At 45.5% G+C, this 26955-nt stretch carries 26 protein-coding genes; 24 read left to right on the top strand and 2 right to left on the bottom strand.

Going from position 1 to position 26955, the window contains the following annotated elements; translation table 11 throughout:
* The 12 genes from NW213_RS15985 to NW213_RS15930 form a co-directional block, all read left to right on the top strand.
* Window positions 1-1762: RHS repeat-associated core domain-containing protein (locus NW213_RS15985; protein WP_309148301.1), on the top strand; the 1762-nt coding region annotated here is incomplete at its 5' end.
* A 1-nt stretch (window position 1763) separates the two neighbouring features.
* Window positions 1764-2660, top strand: coding sequence for an immunity 22 family protein (locus NW213_RS15980; protein WP_258323388.1), 897 nt, complete (start codon window positions 1764-1766; stop codon window positions 2658-2660).
* Between the two features lie 582 nt (window positions 2661-3242).
* Entirely contained in the window at window positions 3243-4058 is an 816-nt protein-coding gene (locus NW213_RS15975; protein ID WP_258323387.1) for a hypothetical protein, read from the top strand.
* Window positions 4059-4208: 150 nt separating this feature from the next.
* A complete protein-coding gene (locus NW213_RS15970) occupies window positions 4209-5246 on the top strand; it encodes an ATP/GTP-binding protein (RefSeq protein ID WP_258323386.1) in 1038 nt (345 codons plus the stop codon).
* A complete protein-coding gene (locus NW213_RS15965) occupies window positions 5239-5790 on the top strand; it encodes an NERD domain-containing protein (RefSeq protein ID WP_258323385.1) in 552 nt (183 codons plus the stop codon). Before NW213_RS15970 ends, NW213_RS15965 begins: the two co-directional genes overlap by 8 nt.
* Window positions 5791-5916: 126 nt before the next feature.
* Entirely contained in the window at window positions 5917-6897 is a 981-nt protein-coding gene (locus tag NW213_RS15960; protein ID WP_258323384.1) for a pseudohemocyanin, read from the top strand.
* A 154-nt stretch (window positions 6898-7051) separates the two neighbouring features.
* Window positions 7052-9340: a hypothetical protein gene (locus NW213_RS15955; protein WP_258323383.1), complete on the top strand. Its 2289-nt coding sequence runs from the start codon at window positions 7052-7054 to the stop codon at window positions 9338-9340.
* 238 nt (window positions 9341-9578) lie between these two features.
* Window positions 9579-10199, top strand: a complete 621-nt coding sequence (locus NW213_RS15950; protein WP_087210439.1) for a TetR/AcrR family transcriptional regulator — start codon at window positions 9579-9581, stop codon at window positions 10197-10199.
* A 5-nt stretch (window positions 10200-10204) separates the two neighbouring features.
* Complete coding sequence (locus tag NW213_RS15945) at window positions 10205-11341, top strand: StlD/DarB family beta-ketosynthase (protein WP_087210471.1); 1137 nt, start codon at window positions 10205-10207, stop codon at window positions 11339-11341.
* Window positions 11342-11592: 251 nt separating this feature from the next.
* Window positions 11593-12120 (top strand): TetR/AcrR family transcriptional regulator, encoded by a 528-nt coding sequence (locus NW213_RS15940; RefSeq protein ID WP_013617094.1) that lies wholly within the window; start codon window positions 11593-11595, stop codon window positions 12118-12120.
* 442 nt (window positions 12121-12562) lie between these two features.
* Window positions 12563-14890 (top strand): ATP-binding protein, encoded by a 2328-nt coding sequence (locus NW213_RS15935; RefSeq protein WP_087251164.1) that lies wholly within the window; start codon window positions 12563-12565, stop codon window positions 14888-14890.
* Window positions 14865-16190 (top strand): sigma-54 dependent transcriptional regulator, encoded by a 1326-nt coding sequence (locus NW213_RS15930; RefSeq protein ID WP_087210445.1) that lies wholly within the window; start codon window positions 14865-14867, stop codon window positions 16188-16190. Before NW213_RS15935 ends, NW213_RS15930 begins: the two co-directional genes overlap by 26 nt.
* A gap of 313 nt (window positions 16191-16503) precedes the next feature.
* Here the strand turns inward: NW213_RS15930 and NW213_RS15925 are convergent, their stop codons facing one another.
* Window positions 16504-16692 (bottom strand): hypothetical protein, encoded by a 189-nt coding sequence (locus NW213_RS15925; protein ID WP_087251166.1) that lies wholly within the window; start codon window positions 16690-16692, stop codon window positions 16504-16506.
* A 95-nt stretch (window positions 16693-16787) separates the two neighbouring features.
* Between NW213_RS15925 and NW213_RS15920 the strand changes: the two genes are divergently transcribed.
* From NW213_RS15920 to NW213_RS15870, 11 genes are all read left to right on the top strand, one after another.
* Window positions 16788-18653 (top strand): DUF3945 domain-containing protein, encoded by a 1866-nt coding sequence (locus NW213_RS15920; protein ID WP_087251170.1) that lies wholly within the window; start codon window positions 16788-16790, stop codon window positions 18651-18653.
* 43 nt (window positions 18654-18696) lie between these two features.
* Entirely contained in the window at window positions 18697-18969 is a 273-nt protein-coding gene (locus NW213_RS15915; RefSeq protein WP_013617090.1) for a DUF4099 domain-containing protein, read from the top strand.
* Window positions 18970-19028: 59 nt separating this feature from the next.
* Complete coding sequence (locus tag NW213_RS15910; RefSeq protein ID WP_087251173.1) at window positions 19029-20828, top strand: DNA topoisomerase; 1800 nt, start codon at window positions 19029-19031, stop codon at window positions 20826-20828.
* A gap of 52 nt (window positions 20829-20880) precedes the next feature.
* Window positions 20881-21132, top strand: a complete 252-nt coding sequence (locus tag NW213_RS15905; protein ID WP_013617088.1) for a hypothetical protein — start codon at window positions 20881-20883, stop codon at window positions 21130-21132.
* A 6-nt stretch (window positions 21133-21138) separates the two neighbouring features.
* Window positions 21139-21351, top strand: a complete 213-nt coding sequence (locus NW213_RS15900; RefSeq protein WP_013617087.1) for a hypothetical protein — start codon at window positions 21139-21141, stop codon at window positions 21349-21351.
* 19 nt (window positions 21352-21370) lie between these two features.
* A complete protein-coding gene (locus NW213_RS15895) occupies window positions 21371-21583 on the top strand; it encodes a hypothetical protein (protein ID WP_013617086.1) in 213 nt (70 codons plus the stop codon).
* A gap of 31 nt (window positions 21584-21614) precedes the next feature.
* Entirely contained in the window at window positions 21615-22706 is a 1092-nt protein-coding gene (locus NW213_RS15890) for a PRTRC system protein E (RefSeq protein WP_013617085.1), read from the top strand.
* A 133-nt stretch (window positions 22707-22839) separates the two neighbouring features.
* Window positions 22840-23061, top strand: coding sequence for a PRTRC system protein C (locus NW213_RS15885; protein ID WP_013617084.1), 222 nt, complete (start codon window positions 22840-22842; stop codon window positions 23059-23061).
* Window positions 23062-23106: 45 nt separating this feature from the next.
* Window positions 23107-24219: a hypothetical protein gene (locus NW213_RS15880; RefSeq protein ID WP_013617083.1), complete on the top strand. Its 1113-nt coding sequence runs from the start codon at window positions 23107-23109 to the stop codon at window positions 24217-24219.
* A gap of 10 nt (window positions 24220-24229) precedes the next feature.
* Window positions 24230-24934, top strand: coding sequence for a prokaryotic E2 ligase family D protein (locus NW213_RS15875; RefSeq protein ID WP_013617082.1), 705 nt, complete (start codon window positions 24230-24232; stop codon window positions 24932-24934).
* On the top strand, window positions 24931-25725 hold the full coding sequence (locus tag NW213_RS15870) for a PRTRC system ThiF family protein (RefSeq protein ID WP_013617081.1): 795 nt from the start codon (window positions 24931-24933) through the stop codon (window positions 25723-25725). Before NW213_RS15875 ends, NW213_RS15870 begins: the two co-directional genes overlap by 4 nt.
* Window positions 25726-25950: 225 nt before the next feature.
* Here NW213_RS15870 and NW213_RS15865 read toward each other — a convergent pair whose 3' ends face one another.
* Complete coding sequence (locus tag NW213_RS15865; protein WP_087210464.1) at window positions 25951-26265, bottom strand: helix-turn-helix domain-containing protein; 315 nt, start codon at window positions 26263-26265, stop codon at window positions 25951-25953.
* Between the two features lie 434 nt (window positions 26266-26699).
* Between NW213_RS15865 and NW213_RS17050 the strand changes: the two genes are divergently transcribed.
* On the top strand, window positions 26700-26955 hold a 256-nt coding region (locus NW213_RS17050), incomplete at its 3' end, for a hypothetical protein (RefSeq protein WP_375338169.1).

The following is a 26955-nucleotide window of genomic DNA, read 5'->3' as shown; positions in this document are numbered from 1 at the left end:
CTATGACAAGGACGGGCTGCTCGTCAAGGCACAGAGCGCGGAGAACCTGCTGGAATTCACCCGCGATCGAAAAACGGGACTGGTCATCGAAGAAAAACAGGGAGAATATACCGTCAGCCGCACGTATGACGCCGAAGGCAATTGTACCCGCATCACCAGCAGCCTGGGGGCGGACATCCGCCATACATACGACCGGGAGGGTAACTTGCAGGCCATGCAGTCGGGCGAAGGCTGGCAGGCATTCTGGGTGCGTGACAACACGGGGCTGGAGGTGCAGCGCACGTTCTCCGGCGGTGTGACCGTCAGGACGGAACGTGACCGTTTCGGGCGCGAGGTGCGCAAGTCCGTGCGGTCGGGCGGCATCGAGCGCGGGGCGTACCGCTACGAGTGGGGCATCGCCAACAGGTTGCTCGCCAAGGAGAACGAGCTGACGGGAACGGTCATGCGCTACGACTACGACCGTTTCGACTTCCTCATCCGCCAGGAAACGACAGACGGTTCCGAGACGGACGTGATTTACCGCGTGCCGGATTTCGTGGGCAACTTATTTGAAACGCCGGAGAGGAAAGACCGCAAGTACGGTGCGGGAGGCCGGCTGCTGGAAGACCCGTTATCCTTCTACCACTATGACGATGAGGGCAACCTCGTTTTCCGCGAGTTCAAGGAGTTGCAGGACAACGCCGTGACTCATGACCGCAAGCGCATGGAAAAAGAACGCGGCATCCGCTGCCGGGCTACGGGCATGGGATGGCTCTACGAGTGGGCGTCCAACGGCATGCTGAAGAAAGTCGTACGTCCGGACGGCAGGCCGGTGGACTTCCGCTACGACGCGCTGGGACGCCGCACCGCCAAGCGGTATTTCGGAAAGGTCACACGCTGGGTGTGGGACGGAAACGTACCGCTGCACGAGTGGTGCTATAAAGCCATTGGCTTGCAATCGGACGAAAAGGAAAACACTTCTCCAAAAGAACCGGCAGAAGATATCACTACCTGGGTGTTCGAGGAGGGTACGTTTGTGCCTGCGGCAAAGATACATGGTGGCAAGCAGTATTCCATCGTGTCCGATTACATGGGCACACCCATCCAGATGTACGACGGGCAGGGGAACAAGACCTGGAACTGCATGCTGGATATCTACGGTAAAGTACTTGCCGTTGATAAGGGAACGGAGTTTGATTGTCCATTCAGGTTTCAGGGGCAGTATGCGGATAAGGAAACAGGATTATACTATAATAGGTTCAGATATTATAATCCCTATAGCGGAAATTACATTAATATTGATCCAATAGGGTTAAAAGGAGGTGCTTTAGTATATAGTTATGTACAGAATACCAATGGCTGGATTGATTTTTGGGCACTTGCACCATGGGGAGTCGGTTCAGAGGCTTTTAATAAATGGTGGGAAACTGCGACAAAAGAAGATATCGAAAAAAACATCAAAGCAGTCAAAAAACATCTAAGAGGTGGAGGTGGTATGCATGAAATGTTTCCAGTAGCAATTGCAGTAGAAGCCAAAAGATTAGGTTTCACTGCAACAGAACTTAAAGTTATGACTATACCAACAAGGGGGTTAAAGTTCGAATATGGTGGTATGATAGGACTACATCATCGTTCTTCTGCTAGTAAATTGTTTCATGATGATTTAATTGATCAATTGAAGAGTGCAACTACAAAAGAACAAGCAAAAAATATTATCACAGACATGCATAATAATCATGTTATAGGTTATAATTCTAAAAAAGTGACTTTAAATACACATTAATATGGAAAAGAATATACTTATTTGGATTGGTCAATTTGATTCAGAGGTAAATTTTGCTCAATATTTGGATCAATCAGAATTTCAGCAATGGTGGAAAAAATACGATGAGGACAACTTAGAATTAAGTTGCCAATTTTGTAAAGAACTTGGTATCTCAAGTTATGATGAAGATTTTTTGATAATAAAATATTGTCCACATGGGTTTGATGAATTATTAAAATTAATTCCCGCTAGTACTGAAGATCTGGAAAAAAAATGTAAAGCAAAAAAAATTAATCAAGCAAATTCTGTTATCTGTTACAATGCAGGTGAAGACATTTCATTTCAACAAGCAGATAATGCTAAATCTATGTACTTTTTGGGAACTTTTCAATTTGAAATATCAGAAGTTAATAGTAAATATTCATTTGCTGGATTACAACATATGACCTGGGCTGGTATTACAAACAAAAGCAAAGAAGAATTTATGCAATACTTCAATCAAGACAAATATCTTGAAGAACTTAATCTATTTAATGAAGGAAAAATAACGAAACGACCTGATCCTAATATAAGATGCCAGTTTTGTAAGGATATAAACATCGATTTTTATCATCCAGAATTTTTAAATGTAAAAATCGAAGAAAAAATTGTGGACGCAACGGAACTTGTACAATTAGTTGTAAATGATGAGCAATTAAATGATGTCATAGATTTTGTATTAAAGAAAAAAAATGTAACAAAAGTGAATTGTGTATTTAGTTATATACCAAATGGATTTCGTGATAAAAAGAAAGATAAAAAAGCTCTCATATTTAACAAAGAGTTTATAGGTCGTCGCAATAAACCTAAAAATTATGTTGATGAATTAGATGAATACAATGGCTTGACTTATTTAGGGGCCTTTATGTGGGATTAATCGTTTCCTAATTATGGATATCTTTTCTAAAGGCATTATTATATCTAAAATGGTAGTCATAGTAGGTATTGCTATTCCTTTTTAATTGGAGGCATTTAACTAATAGACGATAAATATGAATCAACCCGTCTAATAAAGCTCAGTGTTCTACCAGTTGATTATCCCACTAAACAATTAAGGTTTCGGACTTCAAACTAGCCGAAAACGAGCATCTTCTAAATAAATATACTAATAAAAGATTTGTATAGAACTATATGCACAGATATTATGGAAGCTAAATATATTCATTATTTGATTAAGATGTTTGACTGCTTTATTGACAACAGTAATAAAAATCTTTCCGAAATCCGTCCGTTCAATACTAGTTGATATCCATCTATCGAGCGTCTTAAATATATTCTAGATATCAAAAGTTGGTATTTGGAACTTTCAGAGAGCCGTTAGGGAACATACCATACCCCGTAACAATTTTTTTTAACGGGCTATAATCCTGTTTCCGGCAGTTTCAATTATCACTATAACATTTTTATATTATATTTACAATAGACCGTTTGTCTTATTTTAATATATAAATAAATGAATATGAAATATTTGACAGAGAAAATAAAAAGGATAATGGCCGCATTCGAGCATAGTCACTACGATTATATGATGTTTAAAGAATATGGAACGCCTGATTTTTCCAACTTGTCTCAAGAAGAACTCTATGACTATGAAGTAGAAGAACAAGAAAGAGAAGAATTCTTGATTTACATGGCGAAAAAGCTACTCACTTTGGTACAAGCTTATATTGAAGCAAAACATCTTCCCAACTATTATAATGCTTTTCTTGCAGAAATTATACCATTCTACAAAGAAGGAAAAATGTTGTCGGGGACAGTAGATATGGATAGTGAACTGATGCTTGTTTACAGAAGATATTTGGAGGCTTTCGATGATTTTAGTATTATAGATGCACGTAAAGAATTTGAAATTCTGGAAAATATTTTAGATAGTACAGCTACGCTGCTTAAAGACTTTGGAATACAGCCAAAATCTGAGCCTGAGGTGTACAAACCAATGATTAAAATCTGTAAAACGGCATTTCCTGACAATAAAGATTGTAGCCATTATAAATTTCAGAAAACAGCCAAATGTTATCATCCGGACATATTGATACCTTCATTGGAATGTGCAATCGAATTCAAGTATGTGAATGATGAAAAAGAGCTCAACAGGACTATGGACGAGATTCTGGCAGATGTCGAAGGCTATAAAGGGAATCCTTCGTATTCTGTTTTCTACGCCGTCTTTTATGCGACAAATTCCTTTTGTTCATCCAAAAGATTCAACAGCATGTGGGCAGAAAAGCATTTTCCGGAAAATTGGAAAGGGATTTATGTCCAGGGTCGTCAATAAACTCGTTGCTGATTAGGGCACCTCGTTTAGAATACAATCATATTTTATATGAACAATATCTACCGTCATATTCCCTTTTTTACTTATTTAAGTTGGATGCTTTTTGTTTTTCAATTAACTTTGTAACAGTTTTATTAATCAGAAGTTTCAATGATAAACAGTATAACATTAGCAGGATTTACCAGCTTCATCGACAATAGTTTCTCATTTGTCAATGGAATCAATGTCCTTATTGGCAAAAACGGTACGGGAAAGACACATGTGCTCAAATGCTTAGCTTCTGCCTTGCAGGCACGTCACGATTTCCTTGCCAAGCAAACTACTTCCAGAGAACAGTTTGAATACATATTGGCAGAAAACGTCACCCATTATTTCAAACCGGATTTCATCGGCAATCTGGTAAACAAGAGTATGGTGGCAAGTAAAGCATTTGTAAAGGTTGCAGTGGACGACAAGGATTTGGCATTCAGCTTTTCTGCTACATCCAAGACAACAGTCAAGATAGAGGGAGACGACAAATGGGGCGAGTGCCAGTTCATCTATATTCCGCCGCGTGAGATGTTTTCCCTGTTTGAGGGGTTTATAGGATTGAGCAGCAAACGTGAACTTTCATTCGATCAGACTTACATCAATCTGGCGCACTCGCTTGCTCTTCCCGTTTTGCGCGATATAGAAGGCAATCCCTTAAAGTCGGCTATCGAATTGTTAGAGCGTGAATTGGGTTTCAAAGTGCTTCAGATGAACGGCCGTTTTTACATACAGACGGCTGAGGGAAACATGGAAGCCCACTTGGTGGCTGAAGGGTTGCGCAAACTGGCATCCATCCTTTACCTTATCCTGAACGGTGAAATCAATGCCAAAACAATTTTGTTTTGGGATGAGCCGGAGTCCAATCTCAATCCGGCTCTCATCCGGGTGGTAGCCGAGTTTATTCGCGAACTTCAGAAGTGTGGCTTGCAGATTTTCATCGCCACGCATGATTACCTGCTTACACACATGCTTTCCTTGTATTCTGAGTACAAAGAACACACGGGTGTATGTGTTCGTTTCTTCGGATTGCACAAAGAAGAAGGCAGAATAGTAGTCGAAGAAAGCGATACGCTCACAGCCATACAGAATAATCCGATTCTGGAGGAGTATGCGGCATTCTATGATTTGGAACAGAAATACATGAGCAGCTATGAGTGATTTTCAGGAGAGCGGCATCAATTTCAGTTTTCAAGATGCCAGTTGGGTGGTCGTCAAGTACGATGAACATATCGCGCACCGAAAGGTGGAAAAGGTTCTCAAGCCTACAAAGGCGGTAGATTTCATGGGCATTCATGAGGAGAAACAGTTATTTCTGATTGAAGTCAAAAACTATCGGGGACATACCCGCGATGAAAGCACTCGTGCAGTGCTTAATGCCGGAGGCGAAGAATTGATGCGGAGGATTGCCGTCAAGGTTAGGGATTCGATTGCCACTGCCACAGGTGCCGCACGCTTTTCTACCAATGACGAAGAGTTCTTCACACAGATAAATAGTCGGTTGCTTGACAGCGGTGTTCAACTGACTATTATCGCTTGTATCGAATGGGACGAAGCCAATCAGGTGGAGCGCAAGGCACGAATGGGCATTTGGCTGCAAAAGTTGAAACAAAAGCTGGTATGGCTGCAGCCGGTCAAGGTTTCTGTCAACTCGGTTTCCAATATCACCGGAATTTTACCGGATGTACAGGTTTCCTTTGCATAAAATGTAGCATCTGGTTTGAAAATTTTTTTATGCAGTGTTTTCGGCGAAAATCGGAACAGACAAATCTGCATAGCTGCTTACCTTTGTACCGTTAATACGAAGTTTCACTTAATACCGATTTTAATTATGGTAGATAGTCAAAAAATTAGGTTCCTCAACGAGGTGGTCTCTAAGTCCAGACCGCAGAATGTGGATTACACACCGCACAATGGTCGTTTTTGCGTCCTCCTCTTAGCATTACAACCCATAGATTGGGTAAGTATCCAGCAGCGTGATTTCAAACTTACGGGAGAACTGAAAGAAAATGAGTCGCTTTCCGTCACCCTTATTGTCGGTAGCGAAGCACTTTTCAGCATCTCAGATCTTCCTTATGTGGCACCTCAAGGCGACCGTACACCTATTTTTCAGATTCTCCGCGCTTCCATTTGTTGTGCGTATGGGGCATTGCGTTTGCCTTATCTGCACCGCAATATACGCAAAATCGATGGAAAAGATTTCCCTTTGGTAAAGACGGATCCGGCACAGCGGATAAATTCGGAAGCCGGTTTTATGAAGCGGTTGGCAAAAGTAAGCAGCGATGCCAAACGTCATATAAAGGCACGTGCAGTATTGGTTCATCCTGCCTCAAGCCGGTTGAAGAATATCATTTCTTATTATAAGGAGTACGAGACAGGCACATATAGTCAAATCAATGCTTCGCTGGAGGCCTTGAAATCTTTTGCTCCTGATAGGAACAATGTGGAGGGTGGTACGCCCGATGTATTCGCATGGGACTACTATTCAGACGCCCCTGGCGAAGCCTACAATCTTCGCATGGCTGCGCTCAATGCCAATAGCAAAGCGAAAGAACGTTTTTGGTGGGATTATTTAAAGCTGAACATTTTCCTGAGCGATTCCGAATACGATGCCGCTTATTATGTGTTGATGAATCGTTGGCAGGTTCCCGTAATTCAAAAGTGGATAGCCGAATACCGGGATAAAGGGTATTATGAATCTCAGCGGGCACAGGATTATCTCCTCTTCTATGTCAAGGCAAGCGAAAAGGCTCCGGTCCGTGTCTTGAATTCCCAGGGAGTCCCGGTCAAAATCAAAATGATTCCGCGATAGCAAGTATTTATCACTGCATTTAGGGTAAAGCCGAAACACTTGTTAACACATAGGTGACAATTGTTTCGGCTTTTGCTTTGTTTCTATTAAGAATTCTTATACTTTTGTCCTGAAAACAAAACCGACTGGACGGTTTAATAATACGGAAGTAACCATGATATGTGAGACATGTGCCAAAGATTTGGTCTTGGCGTTGGCAGCAGCTATTTTAGGTGTTGCCTTTCCTTTGCTGGTTGGAGCCATCCAACGGATTGATGACAAATACGGCTCAACCCGCTTGGTAGGTTTGTTCGCAAAAGAGCGAGCAACAATCTGCTTTTGTCTTTTTCTGATAGCAACCATTATTGAGTTGTTCGCCTACATCGTAATCTTGCCCAAAGATTGGGAAGTCAGGTTGGCAGATACGATATGGTACGAGGCATGGGGCTACATGGCGGCTGTTTGTTGCATCGGTATGGTCGTGGGACTATTATGGGTAGTTTACCTGATTCGGGTTTATTACGATGCGCCGAGATTACAGAAAAGATTGCTGCAAGGCAATGTTAGCCTGGAAAAAAGGAAGGCATGGTTCGAACTTTGGGCTGCGATAATTAAAAAGACAGACAACATCGATGTTTTAAGACCCTGTTATCAGTCCTATTATGAATGGATTATTAATTATCGGCTGGGAAAGGAAAAGAAAGAGGTGGAATACCCGCCCGAATTATACGATGGAGTGATAGCCATTAACGAAATCTTATGTGCTTCAAAGAAAAAAGTTGTATCCATTCACAACGGGAATGATATTATAACCGCTCTTTGGGATGATTTTCAGCAGACCCAACTCTCAGAAAAGACCTATCATGTGATATGGACTTGCCTGTTCCAACAGTTGCACTATAAACACTATGATTGGCTGATTGTTTACTGGAGGATGGCACATCAGCATTTGCTATTTTCTATGCAGAGTTATTATGAGGGAGAGCGTATCCAGGACAACAAGGGGAACTTTGTAACCATTACAGCAGAAGAGGCTTCCAAAAGAGAAAGTGATAGGAAAAAGTTCAAGGAATTTCACACGGCACTGGGGGCTATGCTCCTGTATAAAAAGGAATATGGACTGCTGAAGCAAATGTTATATTACTCCAATGCGAAGCCTCCGCAATATGTTTTGTTATATAACGATTTGGCAGAAATCATCCCCGCCTTTATGGAATTGGTAGCAGACACATGGGATAATCCGTTCAGATTAGAGCGTGATTATCCGTTTCCGGATCTTCAGTCGGGAGTCCGTAACAACAGCATCATCAACGGCTGGATTCAGAGATACTTGGCATTAATGGTCATGCGGTTGTACACGCTTCCGCAAGACTATACCTATAGGAATTATTTGTTTGCATTGCCTGATACGCCTGCAGAGTTGGCAACCAAACAGGCATGGCTGGATAATATCCCGTTATTGAAAACACGCTTGCAAGAGGTGTCAAAGGCAGATTGGTTACAAGAGGTGTTGGAAGAAGATGCCACATCCTTAAATATGTATCAGCGTATGAAGCAGCTTTCCGGCTGGTTGGATGATTTTAAAGACCAGCTTCAGGGGAAGATACAAAAACAAAGGCAAGACCAACCATTGTCTGACAAAGAAGTTCGTGAGTTCAATGATATCGCTATAGCTATGACCAATCGCAATCTTGCTGCATACCGTGCTGCATTATCTGGTAACGTAACGCAAAACTTCAGTGAATACGATATTCATGCTGTCATCCGGGAAGTTGAACCGTTGGAAGCTTTTGCAGATGAAAAGACGATTTCCTATATCAATATCAAGGAAAGTTTGAGTGCCATGTTGTTACACATGTTCAGGGGATATCTGTTAAACACTTTCATGTTTCAACGCCCGCTGCAATACCGTGTCTTTACAGAAAATATGGATATGGCTATAAAAAAATTGCAGCTTAACAGAGATGAACATCTCATTCTCTGTATCGGACTGGATACATTATCTATATGGAAAGATGCAAATCCACTGTCTGAGGGAAGATTTACCACTTCAGATGGAATCGAAATTCAAGAATTGCTAGGAGAATTTAATTCGCCAATGGACAGGAGTTTGGTCATCTTGAACAAATGCGATTTGCCACAATTGGAGTTCATGCCTCCATCCGATGGTATAAAAGAAAAATTTCATTTGGAGAAAATTGATGATGCATACCAGTTGTACACATCGGTAGTAAAGTTAAAAGAGGACGAAGAGTTGTATGACCTCGCACGTCGAAGAGGAACCTATTCTTCGAAACAGTTACAGGAATCTGTGATGGTCAGTGCTGATATTAACGCAAGAGTTCGGTGGAAGTTATATACACACATGGTACAGATAAAAGTACTATATCAGTATCTGGATAATGGAAGTGACAATGTAAACAGCATCTCCCCTTTCAACAGATACTACAGTAAAAAGGCATAGGAATACGTCTCATTCGAAAATTCCACTTTTGTTTGAGCCTTCCTATGCCTACAAACCGACTAATCGGCTTGTCTTGTGGCAAATATAGTGAAAAAAAGAAGAATATTATTCTTTGGATATAATTTAAGAAACGTATCAATTTAATATTTCACTATTAAGGCATTTAGAGTTCAAAAATATACCCGCAAATTATAAAAACTCATTTTTAAGTTTTATTTTTGCTGGAAAAATTAAATTTATGAAAGGTTCAAAAGGCTCAGAAACAAAAGCATTGATAAGGGAAGCCGCATTTAAACAGTTTCTGTCAAAAGATTACAGTATGGTTCCCTTAAAAGATATAGAAAAAAGTCTTAATCTGTCTAGAGGTTGCATGTCATATCATTATCCGACAAAACAAGAATTGTTTATGGATGTCATTGATCAATACATTATACGTAAGCAAGATGTTGAGAATAAAATGAGAATGTCTACAACTTTATCACTGTATGAATTCATAGAATTATATATTGACAGAGTACAATATACTATGGATTATTTGTCACAGTTTGTCTTGCCCGATGCCAATACAAATGGAACGCGTGCATATATGAACTTAATTCTGCAAGCTGAAAAATTCTATCCGAATTTTACTAAAGAAACAACAATCATTACACAAAAAGAATTATTGTTATGGGAAACAGTATTAAAGCATGCACAGAAAAACGGAGAAATAGGTGAGCAGCATGATTGCAGAAAACTAGCTAAACAGTTTAAATACATTTTCTTTGGGCAATCTTACAATGATGCTTTGGAAAATGGATTAAATATACCAAAACTAAAAGAACAGTTTTTGTTTATATATGGTTTAATTAAAGTATAATTATGATGAAAAACGAAGTATTTATCACATCTACAGCTACTTACTTCCCTAATTCTCCTGTAACTAATGATTGCATGGAGAATTATTTAGGCTTGATTTCCGGAGTGAACTCTCGTGTGAAAAATATTGTGTTAAGGCAAAATGGAATAAAACAGCGTTATTATGCACTCAATACAAAGCAGGAAATGACGCATACTAATGCTGACTTAGCAGTTCAATCGATTCATAGGCTGTTAAAAGAACATTTATCTACGAAAGATATAAATCTATTGACTTGTGCGACAGCAAGTCCAGATCAAGTGTTGCCTTCTCATGCTTCTATGGTACATGGCTTGTTAAAAAACAAGCCAATGGAGATTTTTTCTGCTTCAGGAATTTGTCTCTCATGCATTCAAGCCTTTAAAGTTGCATATTGGGGAATCCTGGTTGGAGAGAAAAAAAATGCAGTTTGTAGTTGTTCTGAATTAGCATCTGCGGGATTGCTTTCTAAAAATTATGATATAGAATATGAGAAATGTGCTAATTTGGGTACAAAACCATACATGGCACTTGAAAAGGATTTCCTCCGGTTTATGTTGAGCGATGGTGCCAGTGCTGTATTGCTTCAAGACAATCCAGGAATGGGGAAGGCATTGCGTGTAGAATGGGTAGAAATGACTTCTTATGCAAATGAACTTCCTACCTGTATGTTTATGGGAGCAGAAAAATCAGAAGATGGCGAGCTGAAAAGTTGGAAAAAATTCGATAGTCAAGATCTTGTAAATCGCTCCATATTTACAGTCAAACAAGATATCAAGCTGCTGGAACAATATGCCGTACCATATTGGGCTAAACATATCAAATCTTGTTTGGAAATGCACAGTGTTTCTCCGGATTCTATTTCTTACGTTATTCCCCATGTTTCATCTATGTTCTTCTATGATAAGATAATCAATGAATTGAAAAATGTGGGGGTGGGAATTGATGAAAGTAAGTGGTTTACCAATTTGCCTAAAGTGGGAAACATTGCATCTGCGGCTATTTTTGCGGCATTGGATGAGTTTTGGAGAACACATGAACTTAAATCCGGTGAAAAAATTTTGCTGTTAGTACCTGAAAGCGGACGCTTTTCTTATGGAACCGTATTATTAAGTGTAGTCTAAATTTGGAAATTAGCGGCAAAAACTTTATCTTTGTCCCTCGTATAAAATAAAGCTTGATACATTAAGTACAGGTGTCATATTCATCTTTCAAACGAAAGTGGAAATTTCAAAAAGACGAGATGGTATATGATGACTTGCGCTATACATTGTCATATAGCACAGGTGCGTCAATACGTCTTTAGCTTTTTCCACTAGCTGTTTGAGTCTTGATTGCGTCTGTGCTATTTTTCAATGTTACGCGCAGTTATAAAATGGATCCGGACTTAAAACGAAAGATAATCAATGAAGCATACAGGCTATTCATTGCAAAAGGTATAAGAAATACTTCATTTTGCGATGTAGCTTTGGCTGTGCATAAGTCCAAGGGGGCGGTTATCCATCATTTCCCTTCTAAAAAACAATTGGTAGATGCTGTCATCCGTTTGCGCTTTTTCCCTGCTTCTAAGCTTACCTCGGAAATGGCATCCAGCCCGCACGAAAATTGGAATGAATTCACTCTTTTGTATAGGAATCCTATTGAACGTGCAATATCTGATTTCCCCGAGGAGTTGAAAGGAAACGGCTTGATGCATTATTTGCAATTTGTATCTTCTGCTGGTGAATACATGGATGAGTTTTCCCGTTTGTATCAGGAGTTGCTGTTTCAAGAACAGAACTTTCTTTTGGAAGTAGTTTATAAGGCATCACGGGAACATAAATTGGCTGTACATGACGCATATAGTTTTAGCCGGCAGTTTTTCGATTCTTCTATTGGAAAAACTTTCTTATGTTCGCTCTGAAAAATACTTCTGGGACACATCTGTATCTTCCCTTTTTGATTCCTCAATCTTATAGTTACAACTCAATCTAAAATACTGTATAATTGTTATTTATGCTCTATTTTGAATTTGTCGTATGCTGACTTTAGGATGATTTTTGAGGCATTTTCACTTGTGTAGTGAGAAAGATAGTGGATGACCTGATGAAGAAAGCGGTAACTTCCCAGTAAATCATCCAAAGCACACCGAAAATGAATACATCACCCCCAAAAACTTTTTGTAGAAATTCAAAACATAGGAACTAGATATGGATATCTGTTTTTTTATTCCTTGAAAAAGTCTATCTTTGCAAATAAATACCGACTGGTCGGTTTATATAATAAGTGATGACGAAGAATCTTCGCTATTTGTTGCAGGCCGATTTTTGTCTATATAAGCAATGAGTAACAAAGAGAAAATGTAAATGAAAATCAGTTTGTACCCCCGGTCTCTTCTGGCAAAGATTGCTGTAGGATATGCCGTTATACTTTTAATCATAGGAAGTATTATATATACAGGTATTTATGAATGGAAAGAGCGCAAAGTAAGGGAACAGGAAGCCAGACAGATCAGTAGCCGTAAACAGGAGATACATGATGTATATGTTAGGATGCTCGAACTTTCTTCCTTCTCGGAAACTTTCATAGAATGGGAAACGGAGGACTTACAGGCTTACCATAGGCAAAGGCTGTCTGTTGATAGTCTTTTGTGCAACCTCAAAGGTTGGTTGGTCGATGCGCATCTTGACAGCATCCGCAGATTATGGGAAGATAAAGAACAACTTATGGGGCAATACATGGTGACGGTACGTATGAAAGAGGACATGGACAGGAAGATTGCCCGGCAGATACCGGAAATAGCTCGTCAAAGTATGCTGGATGATGGTAATAAGAAGCGTAACTTTTGGAAAAGACTCTTCAGAAAGCGGAAGAATGACAGGCCTTCCTCTACGGCTTCCCGCTTGTACGATTTGGACAGAAATGTTGTAGATAGGCAACAGGAATACACGCGCAGGCTATTAGGGCAGGCGGATAGTCTTGCGGGAAAAAACAGGGAACTGAACGGACAGCTGAGGGCTATGCTCAGATACATGGACAGAACACTTTTGAAAGAACTGAAACAGAGAGAAGACAGGATAGCTGAGGCAGAAAAGCGTTCTTTTGCCACTACCAGTGGGCAAATCGCAATCATGGTGCTGCTGCTTGGAGTATCGTATGCAGTTATACATCGGGATATGGCACGTATCAATAGGTATAAAAGACAACTGGAAAAAACGGTCGGGCAACTGGAAAAGACCGTTTCTGAAAACAAGGTCTTGATTGAAGCCCGGAAAAGGATCATGCTGACTGTTACTCATGATTTACGTACGCCGCTTACTGCCATCGGCGGCAATATTGAACTGCTTTTAACAGAAGAAAACAAGGCTAAACGGGAGGAATACATCAGGACGATACGCCAAGTTACAGACCGTATGGCTTCCATGTTGGCCGGACTGCTGGATTTTTTCAGGTTGGAAAGCAATAAGGAAAAGCCGAACCCGGTTCCTTTCAGGATTCAAAGCATTACCGATGCATTGCAAGCAGAATTTATGCCTTTGGCTATCGAAAAGGGATTGAGGTTTGAGGTGGAGAATGGCTGTGATGCCGTAGTGGTGGGCGACAAGAAGCGGATTCTCCAGATTGGTGCCAATTTATTGTCTAATGCGGTTAAGTTCACTTCACAAGGCAAGATAACCCTTCGAACTGACTTTTCAGGTGGAGTCTTGTCTTTGGAAGTTGAAGATACAGGCACAGGAATCAGTGAGGAAGAACAGATGCGCATCTTTACAGCTTTTGAAAGGTTGCCGAATGCCGTTACCGTGGAAGGAGTCGGATTAGGACTGGCTATCGTAAAAGGGCTGGCGGAATTGCTGGGTGGAAAAATAAAATTGAATAGCCGGCTGGAAAAAGGAACTTGCTTTACGTTCTTGCTTCCTTTATCCTTAGCGGAAGAGATGCCTATGGAAAGCGGAGAAAAAATTTCAAGGGTGCTTCCGTTTACGGTATTGGCATTGGACAACGATGAGGTATTGTTGGCCATGATGAAGGAAATGTTTATCCGTCAGGGAGTACAATGTACCGTGTGCGCAAACGTGCGGGACATGATCGAACACTTACGATACCAGAATTATGATGTATTGATTACTGACTTGAAAATGCCACAGATGAATGGGTTTGATGTGCTTAAATTATTGCGGATGGCAAATGTCGGCAATTCACGTACGATTCCGGTCATCGCAGCTACAGCAACCGGAGGCGATATTTCCGGCTTGTCTGAGGCTGGGTTTGTTGCTTGCTTGCGAAAGCCGTTCTCCGCAGATGAACTGATGCGGGTATGTGTAGGATGTCTGGGAAATAAGAGGCAGGAAGAGCGGGTGGATTTTTACGCATTATTAAAATGTAGTAACGGACGGGAAATGCTTGATACGCTGATCCGCCAGACACGTGATGATATGGATGCGATGAGGAAATGTTTGGAGAAGGAAGACCGGAAGGCTTTGAACGATTGGATACATCATTTGAGCAGTTCTTGGGAAATGATCCATGCGGCCAAACCGCTACGCGAAATGTATGAAAAACTCCATCAGATGCCGGAATGCACGCATGAGGAGCTTGTTTTGGCATTTCAAAATATAATAGATAAAGGAGGAGAAATAATTAAGTTGGCACAACAAACTATACAGGCTTATGAGGGTGATAGTTATAGAGGATAACATATTGTTCTGCGATTATATTTGTGGTTATTTGCAAAAGGCGGGATGGAAAACAGTAAAAATCCATCACCTTGCGCAGGCAAGAAGATTTATGCTCTCTTCTCTGGGTGAAGAAGATACCCTCTTGGCCGATTTGAGATTGCCGGACGGTGAAAGCACATCTTTGCTGGAATGGATGCGGAAACAGGGATATTCCCAACCTTTTATCATCATGACACAGTATGAGGATATACATGCGGCAATCCATGCGATGAAGTTAGGGGCCGAGGACTATATACTGAAACCATTGATAGAAGACAAGTTGCTGCCTGTAATGGAAAAAATAAGGAGCAGGAATCTGTCGTTTTCCAAAGTGATATACGAACGGAAAAGCAAAGCGTTCAATGAATTGTACCATTACATCCGTTTGGTTGCACCTACGGATATGTCCGTGCTTATCTGGGGGGAAACGGGAACTGGAAAGGAACATTTGGCCGGCAATATACACAGGCAAAGTTTGCGGGCCAATAAGCCTTATGTGACAGTTGATTGCGGTATGTTACCCAAAGAACTTGCCGCATCCGCTTTTTTCGGTCATGTTAAGGGGGCTTTTACAGGAGCCTTGAAAGAAAAGGCCGGATATTTCCAGGAAGCGCATGGCGGCACATTGTTTATTGATGAGGTGGAGAATCTTCCGCTTGAGACACAGCAGATGCTGTTACGTGCCATGGAAGAACGCAGGTATCGGCCGGTAGGAGGCGGACAGGACAGGAGGTCAGACGTACGCATCATTGCGGCTACCAATGAAAACCTGCACAAGGCAGTGGCGGAAAAGCGTTTCCGGGCAGACCTCCTTTATCGTTTGCAGGACTTTACGATGACGGTGCCTGCGCTGTGCCACTGCCCTGAAGATATTCTTCCGTTGGCTGATTTTTTCCGGCGACAATATAGTGAAAAATGGCAGTTGGAAGTTTCTGATTTTGACGAGCCGGCTAAAAGAATGTTGTTGGAACATAGCTGGCCGGGCAATGTGCGTGAATTGAAACAAGTGGTTCAGGCAGCGGTGGTGCTAAGTGAAGGGCAATGTATTTCTTCCAGGTACTTGAAGATAACCCCGACTTTAGGACCGGAAACAATGAAAGTCGGTAGAAATAGTAAGAAAATGCAGTCTCTCTTGCAGGAAGAAGAGCAAGCAGAACAACAGATAAGGCAGGCAATTGCCGAATCAAACGGGAATTTGACCCAGGCAGCGGCATTGTTGGGAATCAGCCGCCCGACACTGTACAAAAAGATGAATCGCTATGGTATATCAAATCAATAAAATATAGAGGATATTCCAATTTTCCCCCTTCCATCAAAGGTAATTCCGTTTCCGTTTTGCCAGCCGCGTTTCCGCCGGTTTTCGTGAGAATTTTCATAACCGGCTTCGCCGGGAAAATTCTCACGAAAAAGAACGCGGCGGCAACCGGAAACGGAATTAAGGAATGATTACAGGGGCAAAACTGCGACCGACGCGACGCATGAATGATTCTGAGCAACAGGCAGAGGCCTGATTTTTGACACCAGTCTTCAAACTAACAGAAATTCTCCAGTTATACATTACTTTCGTTGTTGGGCATCCGGTATCTTAAAGTTTACAGGGGGCTTCCAGCTCCCTCTGCTCTGCATGGCTTGGGCTGTGCGCAGCATCTGTCCTTTCCTTTATTCGTTCCTATCCGCTTATTTCTCTTGTGCTTCATCCGCATTTGTTTTTCACCCACATTTTTCCCTTTTCCCGGTCTGTTCCATGCTCTTTCCTGACATTTGAAGACACCTGATGACATGTAATGCCACTTTTTTAAAAATCAAAGGATTATCCAAATTATGTCTCTACTTTTGACGTGTCAAAACAAACCGTTAACACCTAAAAACGACGCGTATGACACAGAAAAGAGAAATGGAAAAAGAACCAAAAATGAAGCGTGCCCGCAAAGCTGCCGCCAAACCGGCAGCAGAGTCCGCGCCCTATGTGGAGCAAGTCAGCGAACTGCTGATGATCCACAATAAGAATGACCCGAAGGCCGGTGTCCAGACAGTCAGCGAGGCAGATGAAAAAGGCAACTGCAAGACTGTGCCTGCTGATGAAAGGCATGAGAACGAGTTCCTGAAGTTTGACAAGAATTCGAGCATACTCGAAAATTTCATTAAGAATTTCTGGAGCCAGTTCCGTGAACCGACCCACTTCCGCCTGATTCGCCTGACTTTTCAGGATTACAAGCGTAACAGGCAGGCCATAAAGGATTTGGCGGAAGGAAAACAGACGGACGCAGTGAAAGAGTTCCTCAAGCACTACGAGATCCGTCCGAAAAAGCAGAAGGAGGAACAAAACAAGAATCTAAAACAAGATGCGACAATGGCAAAGAAACAGACAGTGAACGAACAGCCGGCGGCAGCGCCCCAGTATGCCGAACAGCACACCGAAGTACAGCAGGCCGCGCAACAGTCCGCACAGCAGCCCGTACAGGAAGAACAGCCGCAGGGACCCTCCTACCGGTATAACGAGAACATGATAGACTGGGAAGGGCTGAAAAATATCGGGGTATCCAAAGAGATGCTGGAACGTATGGGAGTGCTTGACGGCATGCTCAAGGGGTACAAGACCAACAAGCTGGTGCAGCTGTCATTGAACCTGCCCGGGTTGGCGACCGTCCGCATGGATGCCCGCCTTTCCTTCATGAGCAACCCGAACGGCGAGGTGACGCTGGGCATTCACGGCATCCGCAGGGAACCGGAACTGGAACGCCCCTATTTCGGGCATATCTTTACGGAAGAGGACAAGAGGAACCTGCGTGAGTCGGGCAACCTGGGGCGTGTGGTAAATCTGGACTTCCGGAACAACGGCAATGCCGAACCTTGCCTGGTCTCGCTGGACAAGGTGACGAACGAACTGGTGGCGGTACGTCAGGAGCATGTGTTCATTCCGGATGAGATCAAGGGGGTGAAGCTGGAACCTGACGAGATTGCCCGCCTGAAAAACGGGGAGGCCGTCTATGTGGACGGCATGACGTCCAAAAATGGCAAGGAGTTCAACGCCACCATCCAGTACAGCGCGGAACGCAGGGGCATCGAATATATTTTCCCGAAGGACCAGGTGTTCAACCAGCAGACATTGGGAGGCGTCAAGCTCTCGCCCGAACAGCTCAAGATGCTTAGCGAAGGGCACACCATCCTGGTGGAGGATATGAAACGCAGCAACGGAACCACATTCTCGTCCTTTGTGACACAGGACCCGGAAACCAGCCAGCTGAAGTACACGCGGCATAATCCGGAAACGGGTGAGATCTACATCCCGAAAGAAATCAACGAAGTCCGCCTGACACCGGAAGACAGGGAGGCATTGCGCAAAGGCCAGCCCGTTTTCCTGGAGAACATGATTTCACGCGACGGCAGGGAGTTTTCCTCTTTTGTGCGCCTGAACATGAACAACGGGTATCCGCAGTATTCGCGCACGCCGGACGGATTCAGCGAGCAGCAGGAAGCCAGGATTCCTGCGGAAGTCTACGGCAAAGTGCTTTCGGCCAAGGAACGGGCGGACCTGCAGGACGGCAAGGCGGTGCTTCTTTCCGGCCTGAAAGGAAAAAACGGAAAGGAGTTTTCCTCCTATGCCAAAGTCAATCCGAGCACCGGCATCCTGAATTTCTACCAGGAAAATCCGGACCGGAAACGGAACATCTCACGAAACGCGGCACAGGCTGAGACCACCCAGTCCCAGCAACAGAAACGCAGTGCAAAACAGGCAGTCTGACAGAAACATCATTCATTCACGAACCCTTCTAAACAAGAACAATATGGGAAAGAAAAGCAACTGTATTTTTTCAGAAACCGACATGGACTGGACACGGCTTCAGTCTTTCGGAATCAGCAGACAGCAACTGGAAGACAGCGGCAATCTTGATCCGCTCCTTTCCGGAGAGGAGACAGCCGTCCTGTCCGTCCATTTGAGAACGGCCCTCATCGACCTGACGATGGATGCCACCATCCGCCTCGTGCGCAGTACGGACGGAAATGCGCTCATGGAAATCAACGGGGTCAGCCCTGATAACGGATCTTTTGAAGAATAACGATGGTCAAACCCGTTTCCCCGTGCTTCAGGCACGGGGAAACACCAATAACAAATAAAATGGAACATACACTCATATTGACAGACAAGCCCGAAGTGGGCAAGACAATAGCAAGAATCATAGGCGCGGACAAGCGCGGGAACGGATACATGGCAGGAGGCGGCTACATAGTGACCTGGACCTTCGGAAACATGCTTTCCCTGGCCATGCCGAAAGACTACGGCAAGGCACGTGTGGAGCGGAAGGACTTTCCGCTGGTGCCCCGGCCCTTCCAGCTGATGGTCAAGCATGTCCGTACAGACAACGGCTGGATTCCCGACATCAATGCGGTCAAACAGCTCAAGGTCATCGAGAAATTGTTACCGGAATGTTCCCGCATCATTGCCGCCACGGATGCTTCGCGCGAGGGTGAACTGCTGTTCCGGCAGCTTTACCGATATCTGGGATGCAGCCTGCCGGTACTCCGCCTCTGGATTTCCTCGCTTACGGAGCAGGCGGTGCGCGAGGGCATGAAGCGTATGCAGCCGTTGGAAATGTACGACGGCCTGTTTCGGGCGGGAGACAGCCGGGCAAAGGCAGACTGGCTGCTGGGCATGAACGCGAGCTATGCGCTTTGCCGGGCGACAGGCTTGGGCAACCATTCCCTGGGACGGGTGCAGACCCCCGTACTGGCCGCAATCAGCGGACGTTACCGGGACCGGGAGAACCACATAGCCTCAGACAGTTGGCACATTTATGTCAGTACCGCCAAGGAGGGCATCCCGTTCAAGCTGCGCAGCGTGGACACGTTTCACGACCGGGATCGTGCCGGGGAGTTCCATCGCGACTGCAGCCATGCCGGAGGTCTCCGCATCACAACCGTCACCCGGTGGGTCAAGGAACTTCCACCGCCTGCGCTGTACAGTCTGGGCGAACTGCAGAAGGATGCCGGCCGCTATTATGGATTGACAGTATGCGAAGTGCATGACATTGCACAGAGCCTGTATGAGAAGAAGCTCATCTCTTATCCGCGCACCTCCTGCCGTACCTTGTCGCCTGACGTTGCCGCCATGTTGCCGGACATTATGGGAAAGATGCTGGCTTGGGACGGTTTGAAAGCTTATGTACAGGAAGCGGGCATCGACCCTACGTGCCTGCCGGAACATGTTGTCGGATACGACAGCGCTGCCCATCCGGCCATCATCGCAACAGGAGTGTGTCCCGGAAGGCTCGAACTTGACCGGCGCGAGATGCAGGTCTACCTGCTTGTGGTTGGACGGATGCTTGAAACCTTCATGCCTCCTTGCAAGGTGGAGTGTACTACGGTAGATGCCGTATGTGCGGCACTCCGTTTCCGTGCAGACACTTTCCGGATAGTGGAACAAGGGTGGCACGGCATATTCGGCCGAAAGGGCGACATTGCCCCGGAAGATGCCGTTTTCCTGACCCTGCCCGATATTTCCGCCGGCGAGACTTTGCCGGTTCCGGCATGCAGCCTGGTGCGCCGGCGCAGCCTGCCGCCACCGCCCTATACCGATGCGCAGCTGGTGGAATATATGGAAAAGGCCGGGCTGGGTACGTCTTCTACCCGTGCGGCTATTCTCCACACGTTGCTTGACCGCAAATACATCCGTTATTCGGGCAAATACATCGTTCCCACACGCAAAGGGCTGTATATCTACGAGACGGTACGCGGCATGAAGATTGCCGATCCGTCCCTCACTTCCGGCTGGGAAGCGCAACTGGAAGACATGGAACAAGGCAAACTCGCCCAGGAAACATTTTTGAAGGAGGTGTCCAGGCTGGCGGGCGAGGTGACGGATGAGATTTTCCGTCTGTGCGGTTCCAAGGGAGAAAAATCCGAAGATGATACCGTTTAATGAATCCTTATCCGCTTGGCTGCATAAAGCCCGGCAAACAAAATGAAAAGGGATGCAGGCCGTGAGGTCTGCATTTTTTTATTTAGGTGAAAATATTTTTCCGTTTTTACGCAGCAAAGGTAGCGGATTGCTTTTTCCTGCCCAAGGCGAGCCCCCTTGGGGCTTGGTTGGCTGGGAAAAAATCATCCTCGCTTCGCTGCGGTATTTTTTCCCGCCAAGCCTTGTGCAGGAAACTGCCAATCCGCTACCCGGCCTTTGTAAAATCGGGAAAACATACCCCGATGGGGTCATTCACTTAAAATGAAAAGATATGAAAATCAGAATCATCAAATGCATCGGCAGGACGGTCATGGTGCTGTGCCTGTTCATCGGTACATTTCTCCTGCTGAAGAGCGGGATTGTATCCGCAAATATCCTTGTAGCCATCCTGTTGGCTGGAGAAACCATTTCGTTGGCATTCCGTGCCATACGTCTCTTTTTCAAGGCAGCCGTATGGCTGGCCGTATTCGGAATTTTATTGTAACTGTTAAAGCCAAGAACACATGAAGACAATAACAACTGCCCCTTCCGCCCCCGCCATGCCCGTTGCATGGCCGATACCGTATAATCCGTCACGTCCTGTGAAGCGGCGTTTTCCGGACACGGCAGACGAACCGCGTACCATAGGCTATTACCTGGAACCGTTGCGGGACATCGCCTCACGACCGGACAGGGCTGAACTGCTGAAGCTTTTCATGCAGGAAACCATAGAATAAGCCAATTAATAACCTTTTAAATTTTAGATTTATGTTTTTTGAACAGATTTACCAACTGATCAGCACAGGCACTGACCTGAGCATCAACATCCGCAGGATGAATGACAAATTGAATGTGGCGGTCATGCCCCGGAACAACGCCCTGAAAGAGGAACAGCAGCAACACATGGTGCCCCTCGTCCTTAGCGGGACACCTGAGGAACTGGACCGGGAGTTCCTGCAGGCGGTCATGGCACCGGTAAAGAAGGCGCTCGGCATCCTGACGAACCTGGAAGCTTTCGAGAAGGCGGCAGAAAAGACCGCTTCACAGGCCAAACCGGGAAAAACTGTCGAAAAAGAATCCAAAGAAGCCCGTGAAAAACGGGAGAAAATGGAAAAACTGATGAAGAAGGCGGACGATACGGCTGCGGCAAGCAGGTTTTCCGAAGCGCAGACCTGGTTAAAACAGGCACGTCTGCTTGCCACGGCTGATAAACAGAAAGAAATTGACGCCAAGATGCAGGAGATTCAGCGCAAGGCGAATGCCGGAAGTCTCTTCGGAGCGCAGGAAGTCGGGCTTGAACCGCCAGCACAGCAGCCTGTTCCGACTCCTGCTCCGGCACAACAGGCGTCCGCCCAGCCCCATCCGGTCAATGGCAATCCCATACAAAGGACTGATGCCGGACCGATGTCACCTCACGGAGCGGGCAGAAATGCCGCTGTTCCACCGGCATCGGTCGCACAGCCGGCAGCACAACCCATACCTCCGCAGCCGGAATACGGATGGGGAGCGCCGTACGGACAGCAGCCGCAGACAACGCCGCCACAAGGTTTTATCCCTAACGGACAGCCATACCCGCCTTACGGGCAGCCTGTATATCCCCCGTATCCGGGAACCTATCCGTATGTGCAGGCACAGCCGTCTGCCCCCGTACAGACATCGCCGAACCCTCCGGCAGCAGGCAGAACCCCGGATTTTCAACCCCACCCACAGGAGCCGGCAGCCCCTTACAGTTTTGACAAGGAAGATGAAGAGGACCGTGAACTGCTCCGTGAAGACCCTTATGCCGAATACCCGGATTTCCCGGAAGAGAACCGCATGAAGGACGAGGCGCAGCAGGAATTGGAACTGGTGTGCTGTTGACTTCCCGATGTACGGATTAAATCCGCTTATTACACGCAAAGGCTTATGTGTCAGGGTTCAACATCCGGCATCATAAGCCTTTGCCGCAATCATGAATAAATAGCAGTATTAACTTATTAAAAAGATAAAAGATATGGCACTTGAAGTCAAAGGACTCAAAAGAGTATTCAAAATGAAGAAAACAGGCACATACCTTGTTTTGGACGATCCGAACCCGGAAATGGCTCCGGCTGACGTAATGGATTTCTACTCCATGACCTATCCCGAACTGACCACGGCAAACGTACACGGCCCTGTCATAGAGGAGGACTGTGCGGTTTATGAGTTCAAAACGACCACCGGCGTAAAAGGATAAAGGTATGGCAAGAGTAAAACAGACTAATAAGAAGGAGAAACAGGCATGCGTACAGCTTACAGACTACCAGTTGCAGGAATTGGCACGGCAGATCATCTGCGAACTCGAACGGCAGACAGACATCAGCCGGGGGACATTGCGCAGGAGCATAAAGCTCCTGCCGCCACCCGGCACAACAATGGTTTTCTGACGGAACGGCTGCTTCCGGTTGCGCCGGATTATTGCATGGATGAGGACGATGTCACCTGTATAAACCTTACCACACCGGAGTCTTTCGACTACTTGTACCGGTCGGCGGTAAACTACGCCCGTCTGTTGGATGTCCGCCTGCCTTTCCCCAAAAAGAGCCGGAGCCGGTGCCCGAGGCTGGACATCGCCCGGCTTTTTGAGGTGATGGACAACCTGGTCCCTGAATCTGTCAATCTGGAAGTGGTGGAAGGCAGGCTGGCATTCTGCCTCTACCGGCACCACGACTGGCCGGACCACACCCTTTTCTGGCTGCCTTTGGATTTTACCAAGGCACTTTCCACGCCGGTAAGGAGGCTGGTACTTGAATTTATCCGCCGCTTCATGCTGCACCATGGCATGCAGGATTTGAAAGATACATATTACTATGAAATGGCGTGTGACGATTTGGAAAGCCGTCCCGCTTATGACGAGGACATAACACCGCGGGAAGCCAAAGCGTGGAAGAAACTGGTGGAATCCTATGAAAAGGGCGGGATTGACCGGATGCTGAAACGTATCTGGAAACGTCCGTTCTGTTCCGGCTTCTTCAGGAAACTGACAGAACATTGCCCGGAAAGGGAGAATGAACGGGGCTTGTTGGCGCTCGTAAAGGAAGGCATGGCTTTCATCGGCAAAGCCGTGCCTTCCATCATGTCCTACCAGTACGACTGGGCATATGAGGAGGAACCGGATTTCCGGCCCGTCCCATTGTATGAACAGGTCATGCTGGTCTATTCCATCCGTGACGTGCTGACGGAAGATATGATGGAGATTTTTAACTCGGACCAGCGGGAAACGTACTGCCTTTCCCCTGTCACCCGTATGCTGTTGTCTCCCGAAACGGACAGGCTATTTAGCATGGATGACTTTCCCGAACGCTTCGCCCGGTGGTTCGGGAAGTTTACAGAATATATTGAACGACATTTTTAACTGAAAGAAAATGAATGAACTGACAACCAGATTGCAGGAAATCATGGTGCCGAAAGCGGCACTCATCGCTTATGCGTATGATTCCAATACTTACAGAAGCAATGACAAATACCATCTTGAACTGCGTCCCATCAGTCCCGACGGACGTATGGGAGCTGCCATTCCCGTCAGCCACGAATTTATCGGGGCTTTGGCGGACAACTATTCCGCTGATATATGCCGTATTCCGTACGGGAGGATTCCGCCGAACCTGCTGGAGTGCAATTCCCGGAAAGGGCATGAGAAGTATGTCTGGTACAACCCTCCGGGAAGGCACCGGATGTTTTTCACCGGAGGTCTGAACATCGCTGACGGGGAGTTCAATCTTCCGGGAGTTGTCTACAAGGTGGAAAAGGAACAGATGGATATCTACGCATTCAAGGGGGACAGGCCGGAAGAAAGGACGGAGCTTTACCGGGCACCGTTCTTCAACGTCACACAAAGCAAGGTCTGCCTGGGCAGCACCTCGCTGGACGTTCCGCAGAACCCGACCTATGCCGATTGGCTGGCATATTGGGAAAAGCGTTTCTGGACAAGCGAGTTTTCCCATTTAGGAGGGAAAGTCAACCCAACCAGGAGCAACCTGGTCATCGTCACCGAGAATGCCCGCAACGCTCCCTTCAACGAAGAGGAGCTGCAACCGTTAAATATCAAATTGAAAGATTTATTGTCATGAAGAAGAAAAAAATACATTATACCGAGAATTACCTGCTTTCTCCGCACCACCCGGTCAGCGTCATCGTCATCGGTGCCGGCGGTACAGGGTCACAGGTCATCACCTCATTAGCCCGTATGGACAGGGCCTTGCAGGCATTGGGGCATCCGGGGCTTTATGTTACCGTTTACGACCCTGATGCCGTGTCCGAATCCAACATCGGACGCCAGTTGTTTTCCGAGCCGGAAATCGGCCTGAACAAGGCGGTCGCGCTCGTCACCCGGATCAACCGTTTTTTCGGCACGGCATGGACAGCGGAACCCCGCCGTTATCCGATGCCTGAAACAGGGAAGAGAAAGAACCGTACGGCGAATATCATCATCACCTGTACCGATAATGTACGTTCCAGGCTTACGCTCTGGCGGTTTCTGAAACCTTTCAGGGACAGTGTCCATATCAATGAGACCACTCCGATTTACTGGATGGATTTCGGCAATGCCCGCACCACCGGGCAGGTACTGGTCGGTACCGTGCGCAACAAGATTTACCAACCCGCTTCGGAACAGTACCAACCTACACCGCACCTGAATGTCATTACTGAAGAGGTCAGCTATTCCACGATTGACGAGAAGGACTCCGGCCCGAGCTGTTCGCTGGCGGAAGCCCTGGAAAAGCAGGACCTTTTTATTAATTCCATGCTGGCACAGGCCGGTTGCGCATTGCTGTGGAAGATGATCCGGGAAGGACGTACATTCTATCGGGGGCTCTATCTCAATCTGGACACGATGCGCATGACTGCCGTCCCGGTTTGAGTACTGGGTCCTTTGGCATAATAAGAGAGCCGTATCAACATGCTGTTTTTGAGCAATGATACGACTCTCTTGAATGAAGCATCCACATCTGAAACTGTTTTGAATTTATCGCCTGGAGTATACGTGAAAACGGCTGTCCAGGACAAGGAAAGTTTTTGTAGAAATTCAAAACGGTCTCTCTCTATCTATATATCTTCACTCTTACAAATCGCATCCAGTCTGTGACTAACCCTTGTCAGGTTTCATGGTTTTCCCTTTCTGCCGGCTTTTGATGAAATCCCGTACTTCCGAAGCAAGGTAAAGTGTCCGCCCGTTGTCATCCACACAGTAATAAGGTATTTTCCCTTTTTCCCGGTAGCGTGCCAAGGTCCGTTGCGACACGCCAAGCAGTTCCGCCAAGTCCACATTGTCCAGAAACTGGTCTCCGTCCAGGCAGTCCCGTTGCCGGTTCATGCGTTCCAGCTTCTTTTCGATACGCGCAAATCCTTCCGCCATCGTATTAATCATCTTTTCCAGCAGTTCATCGTCTATATAAGGCATAGTTATTCCTCCATGTTTTTATAAGTGATACAATAATCACCCCTTCCGTGCGCACATGAGGAGTATATGGCTATAATAGTGAAAATAGTGTGCCATGGAAATCCCTTGGAACGGTTATCCTTTCTTTTCCATTTGATATACAATAAATTACAAGATCTGGATTTTGCCATCTATAATAAAAGTGTAAACCTGTAGTCTGTAAACCCTTTACAGTATTTACAGTCTGGAGGTTTACACTTTACTGTCTTTCAATCCTTTTCTTTAATTTGCACTTTTATAAAATGCAGTTGAAAGATGCATTGAAAGATGTTATATAACATCAATAAATAACTGGTCTATATTTCTTTATCCCAAATTTAAGATTTATATTTGCGTATATTATACCGATTAGTCGGTTTGTTTTTAGATAATAATGTAATGTAGAGTATAAAAATATGTCCGTTATTTCTTCTTCAGGTTTGCCAGCTTCCGGAAGTTCGAGCCTTGTGCGGGGCTTTTCCGACCTTTTCACGGCCTCGAAAGCGGCTCTGGACAAGCTCCAGTCAGGTCTGGCAGGAGCTCTTCCTTCCGTGCCGGGCATGCCTGTGGCCAAGTTCGGCGACCTGTCCGTAGGCATCGACACGCACCCCACGGTCACGCCGCCTTCCCCCGTCATGCCCGTGCCGCACGTGGGCAAGGTGTACGACCTCC

The sequence above is a fragment of the Bacteroides sp. ET336 genome, assembly GCF_024733815.1.
Lineage (GTDB): Bacteria > Bacteroidota > Bacteroidia > Bacteroidales > Bacteroidaceae > Phocaeicola > Phocaeicola cellulolyticus.
The sequence above is the reverse complement of the archived record's forward strand: the minus strand, read 5'-3'. Positions and strand labels throughout refer to the sequence as shown.

Excerpts from the sequence above, each read along its gene's own strand:
- NW213_RS15980 (WP_258323388.1), top strand. The coding sequence starts at position 1,764 with ATGGAAAAGAATATACTTATTTGGATTGGTCAATTTGATTCAGAGGTA.
- NW213_RS15975 (WP_258323387.1), top strand. The coding sequence starts at position 3,243 with ATGAAATATTTGACAGAGAAAATAAAAAGGATAATGGCCGCATTCGAG.
- NW213_RS15970 (WP_258323386.1), top strand. The coding sequence starts at position 4,209 with ATGATAAACAGTATAACATTAGCAGGATTTACCAGCTTCATCGACAAT.
- NW213_RS15965 (WP_258323385.1), top strand. The coding sequence starts at position 5,239 with ATGAGTGATTTTCAGGAGAGCGGCATCAATTTCAGTTTTCAAGATGCC.
- NW213_RS15960 (WP_258323384.1), top strand. The coding sequence starts at position 5,917 with ATGGTAGATAGTCAAAAAATTAGGTTCCTCAACGAGGTGGTCTCTAAG.
- NW213_RS15955 (WP_258323383.1), top strand. The coding sequence starts at position 7,052 with ATGATATGTGAGACATGTGCCAAAGATTTGGTCTTGGCGTTGGCAGCA.
- NW213_RS15950 (WP_087210439.1), top strand. The coding sequence starts at position 9,579 with ATGAAAGGTTCAAAAGGCTCAGAAACAAAAGCATTGATAAGGGAAGCC.
- NW213_RS15945 (WP_087210471.1), top strand. The coding sequence starts at position 10,205 with ATGAAAAACGAAGTATTTATCACATCTACAGCTACTTACTTCCCTAAT.
- NW213_RS15940 (WP_013617094.1), top strand. The coding sequence starts at position 11,593 with ATGGATCCGGACTTAAAACGAAAGATAATCAATGAAGCATACAGGCTA.
- NW213_RS15935 (WP_087251164.1), top strand. The coding sequence starts at position 12,563 with ATGAAAATCAGTTTGTACCCCCGGTCTCTTCTGGCAAAGATTGCTGTA.
- NW213_RS15930 (WP_087210445.1), top strand. The coding sequence starts at position 14,865 with ATGAGGGTGATAGTTATAGAGGATAACATATTGTTCTGCGATTATATT.
- NW213_RS15925 (WP_087251166.1), bottom strand. The coding sequence starts at position 16,692 with ATGTCATCAGGTGTCTTCAAATGTCAGGAAAGAGCATGGAACAGACCG.
- NW213_RS15920 (WP_087251170.1), top strand. The coding sequence starts at position 16,788 with ATGACACAGAAAAGAGAAATGGAAAAAGAACCAAAAATGAAGCGTGCC.
- NW213_RS15915 (WP_013617090.1), top strand. The coding sequence starts at position 18,697 with ATGGGAAAGAAAAGCAACTGTATTTTTTCAGAAACCGACATGGACTGG.
- NW213_RS15910 (WP_087251173.1), top strand. The coding sequence starts at position 19,029 with ATGGAACATACACTCATATTGACAGACAAGCCCGAAGTGGGCAAGACA.
- NW213_RS15905 (WP_013617088.1), top strand. The coding sequence starts at position 20,881 with ATGCAGGCCGTGAGGTCTGCATTTTTTTATTTAGGTGAAAATATTTTT.
- NW213_RS15900 (WP_013617087.1), top strand. The coding sequence starts at position 21,139 with ATGAAAATCAGAATCATCAAATGCATCGGCAGGACGGTCATGGTGCTG.
- NW213_RS15895 (WP_013617086.1), top strand. The coding sequence starts at position 21,371 with ATGAAGACAATAACAACTGCCCCTTCCGCCCCCGCCATGCCCGTTGCA.
- NW213_RS15890 (WP_013617085.1), top strand. The coding sequence starts at position 21,615 with ATGTTTTTTGAACAGATTTACCAACTGATCAGCACAGGCACTGACCTG.
- NW213_RS15885 (WP_013617084.1), top strand. The coding sequence starts at position 22,840 with ATGGCACTTGAAGTCAAAGGACTCAAAAGAGTATTCAAAATGAAGAAA.
- NW213_RS15880 (WP_013617083.1), top strand. The coding sequence starts at position 23,107 with ATGCGTACAGCTTACAGACTACCAGTTGCAGGAATTGGCACGGCAGAT.
- NW213_RS15875 (WP_013617082.1), top strand. The coding sequence starts at position 24,230 with ATGAATGAACTGACAACCAGATTGCAGGAAATCATGGTGCCGAAAGCG.
- NW213_RS15870 (WP_013617081.1), top strand. The coding sequence starts at position 24,931 with ATGAAGAAGAAAAAAATACATTATACCGAGAATTACCTGCTTTCTCCG.
- NW213_RS15865 (WP_087210464.1), bottom strand. The coding sequence starts at position 26,265 with ATGCCTTATATAGACGATGAACTGCTGGAAAAGATGATTAATACGATG.